This window comes from Vibrio salilacus (genome assembly GCF_002811245.1).
GTDB classification, from domain to species: Bacteria; Pseudomonadota; Gammaproteobacteria; order Enterobacterales; family Vibrionaceae; genus Vibrio; species Vibrio salilacus.
This window is the reverse complement of sequence record NZ_NIVQ01000047.1, coordinates 1-3683: the sequence shown is the minus strand read 5'-3', so window position 1 is coordinate 3683 and position 3683 is coordinate 1. Positions and strand designations below refer to the sequence as shown.

The 3683-nt window shown below is 40.5% G+C and carries 3 protein-coding genes; all 3 read right to left on the bottom strand.

Annotated elements, in window-relative coordinates:
* Positions 1-84: 84 nt before the first annotated feature.
* The 3 genes from CDZ87_RS16425 to trxC all read right to left on the bottom strand — a co-directional run bounded on the left by CDZ87_RS16425 (position 85) and on the right by trxC (position 3562).
* Positions 85-1413, bottom strand: coding sequence for a recombinase family protein (locus CDZ87_RS16425; RefSeq protein WP_172953602.1), 1329 nt, complete (start codon positions 1411-1413; stop codon positions 85-87).
* Between the two features lie 355 nt (positions 1414-1768).
* On the bottom strand, positions 1769-2929 hold the full coding sequence (locus CDZ87_RS16420) for an MFS transporter (protein WP_100754492.1): 1161 nt from the start codon (positions 2927-2929) through the stop codon (positions 1769-1771).
* Positions 2930-3127: 198 nt separating this feature from the next.
* Positions 3128-3562 (bottom strand): thioredoxin TrxC, encoded by a 435-nt coding sequence (gene trxC / locus CDZ87_RS16415; protein WP_100754490.1) that lies wholly within the window; start codon positions 3560-3562, stop codon positions 3128-3130.
* Positions 3563-3683 lie beyond the last annotated feature (121 nt).

Sequence of the window (3683 nt, the reverse complement as noted above, 5' to 3'; positions counted from 1 at the left end):
AGCAAAAGCGCTGCATGATGAATACATCGATGCTAGAGGCAGTATTAAGTGCTGGCTTTAATAATGTGGTGAAAATATAGACACTCATGCGGTCACCCTGTCTGCTATCCTTGTATCGTTGACTCTGATTTTTTTACGTTGCTTTGAACTCTCTTTTAGGTATGTTTCATAATCTAAACTACCATTTTCATTCATACTCTCTAAAGTGTTGATGTTTTTCTCAATTTCCTTTGTTTCAGAAGATATCTCACTGATTTTTTGTTTTATTTTTTTTATTTCTTTACTATTATCTTTCTTTGTTTTAGTTATCATTCCAAACATATTTGGAGTGGAAGAAAGAAAATCATCATACTTTATAGACTTGCTTTTACAACCTAAAACACGCCGCCCTTGGCATTTTAACATATAGTATAGGGTTCGCCCTTTTTTCGTGATTTTATCATCAGTTTCGAAATAGTATTTTTGCCCACAACCAGAACAGAATATTTTACCAGTAAATATATTTATTGACTTTCTACCAGAAGTTTTAGTGGTTTTTTTTGTTGCGGTCATTGACTGAACAACATCCCAATCGTCAATTGAAATAATTTGTGGATAGTAGTTTTTATATGTTTCACCTGTCTTTTTAATGTAAAGATCCCCGAGGACACATCGATTTTTGAGGAGGTGATTAATTTTTGCAGAGCTCCAAGAATTGGTAAAGTTCTTATGTCGCCTCTTTGCTACTTGTTCAATACTCTTTTCATTGAATATTCTCGCAATGTCACCCATTGAAGTTCCTTCAATATACATTTTAAAGACATTTTGAACAATTTTGGCTTTATCATTAACGACAAAATCTCTTTTTTGTTTTGTTCCTATATTATCTATCCAACCAGGAAAAATACCCACATATTGTATAGGTTCGTCATTGTTTAATTGATCAATCTTCTTATCAAAACTTTTCAAAATACGTTCTGACTTTTTAGCACTTTCTTCGTTAGCTTGTGCCATTAACATTGACGAATACATAATCGTCATTAAGTCATTAAGACTATCTTTTGTATAAGTCTTTTTATCCATTAAAGTAATAACATTCACATTAGCCTTAAGGATTTTTCTAAACACTTGGTAAGCTTCATCAATGCTCTGCCGTGAAAGTCGGTCTATTTGTTCAATACATAGGTAAGCAGATCCATCGGTTTCTATAACTCCCGCATCTAAAGCGTCTAAAAAGTCCCCTAATGAACCTTTTTCTATATGCTTTGCAGTGTATGCCGACACCCCTAAATCCTTTAATTCAAGGCTGTTATTGACTGTATAGCCGTTCTCTTTTGCATATTTTAATATGTCATCCATTTGCCGTTTGTAAGAACTACCACCAGATTGTTGCTCACTACTAAATCTAACATATGGGTAAATGATTTTATCCATTCTAAATCTCCTTAAACTATGCAAACCTAAACATAACATTTTTCCTGTTAATCATACATAAAATTACACTTCGATGTGCCCACTGCGATGAGTAAGTAGGAAAGCCCCAACTTGTTGAGCTAAACAGTGCTGTTGCTGCTATCAGCAAAAGTAGTCGCATAACCCCTGACTCCTTGGCTAACGGTCATAAAACCTTCTGTCATTTCATTTACGTTAAGTGTGGGTGTTAAGCTCAGTTTCTAATCACTCAATCAAGGATTTTTATCCAGACCTTGCACACAAATTGGCGCGCTGCATACCGAGTTCAAATCGTTACAGTAAACAAAAAGGGATGCAATTTTGCATCCCTTGTTGGTTATTCGCCAGCGACTGTTTGCTGTTTGGTTTTGACACTCGCAATTAGCATATAGAGGCATGTTGTCAGCAAGGCTGCAAACAAGTAACCCATAAGTCCTTGATTCCCTAGCATAAACCAGTCAGCAGCAACCGGGCCCGCTACAGAGCCAATACTGTAGCTAAATAGCATGACTTGTGTCGCCGAGACGATAAAACTCGCGTCCAGTTTGTCACAAGCTAGGTTGATTGCGATAGGATAAAGCGCAAATGTCGCCATACCAAGCAAGAACAGTGCGATACCTAGCGCGTCCACGCCATTCACCATCGAGGTGAAACTGATCGCCGCTACGCCGAGCAGACAGAACATCGCCATCAGTAGCGTACGTCCAAAGAACTTCGACAACCATGGCACAATCGGTTGCACAGCCATGCCACCAAGAATGACCACGGCCATCAGGCTACCAATATCACTATGACTGATGCCGCGTTTTTGTAGCTCGATAGGCATTAAACCGTAAATTGCGCCTAGCGTGAGCCCTGAAACAATACAACCAATAATAGCCGCGTGATTGAGCTTGCTAATTTGCTTGAGTGAAAGCGGTGTGCTGTATTCGCTTTGTGGTTGTTCACACTCTCCAAATAGCAGTACGACCACGGCCATAATTAATAAAGTAATAATAGCAATAAATGGCACGCCACCTGACACGCCAATGACGCCAATGCCTAATTGACCCAATGCACTACCGCCGTAGAGTGAACCCATGTAGAGCCCAAGACGTTTAGCGCGTGCACTTTCATCGCCGTGGAGCAGCCATGATTCAACGATGACAAACACGCCAGCCACTGCCATGCCTGCGACAAATCGCGCAGCAATCCAAGTTGCTGAGTAAGGCAGCAAAGGCAGGGCGATGATGGTGGCGATAAACGCGACTAAACACCAAACAAAGGCGTTACGATGGCCCACTTTACTGACTAAAGGCTCAATCATTACCGCCCCGATTAGTAGACCGGCGTAAAATACGCTAGCAAGCCAACTGGCGAGAGAAAAGTCCAAGCCATACGTTGGCAGCATGAGCGGAATCAAGCTCATAAGGTAACCCGATGCGACTGCATATAGAGCAAGCGCAATAACTGGTACAGAAATGCGAGCTTTTGAAGTTGTAGCAGCCGTGTTTTCCAATGTCTTTGCCTCAGTCAAATAGAATAATAAATAACTAAAAATCGGCGCGACTATGTGGTTAAAGCAACAGAAGGTAAAGCGAAAGATTTTGCTCATAACGATAAATAATATTTATCGTTATGAGCAGTGCATAATAGATAAAAAAAGTGGCCAAATCATGCAATTTCGACCACTTTAATTGTAATTTTGTAGATAAGATTATTTGGTCAATGTTTGGTTAAGCCATTGATAAAATTGACTCTTAGGAAGGGCGCCGTTAATGAAGTCGACTCTTTTGCCATTTTTAAACACCATAATGGTTGGAATGCTACGAATTTGATACTGTGCTGCAAGGTTCTGCTGATTTTCGGTATCAATTTTCACAAATCGAACCGTTCCTGAACGCTCGGCAGCGACGTCGGAAAAAATCGGTGCAAAGCCGACACAAGGATTGCACCAAGGGGCCCAAAAGTCGACCACGACAGGAACGTCACTAGCCAAAATCGCATTAAAGTTCAGTTCGGTTCCTTCGATAGGTGCACCGTCGAGAAGCGGAGATTGGCACTTGCCACAATTTGGCGTTTCATTGATGCGCTCTGTTGGAATACGATTGACACCCGAGCAAGATGGGCAGCGTGTATTAAAGGTAGGCATAATATTTCTCTCGTTGTTCTTTTCAATTAGGTGACAGTAAATGCCATCGCTAGTTATACTCTGAATCTAACAAAGCGTTTAAGGCAGATTCGCAACGCTAGGCATTTTCGGTTTGCTTTGA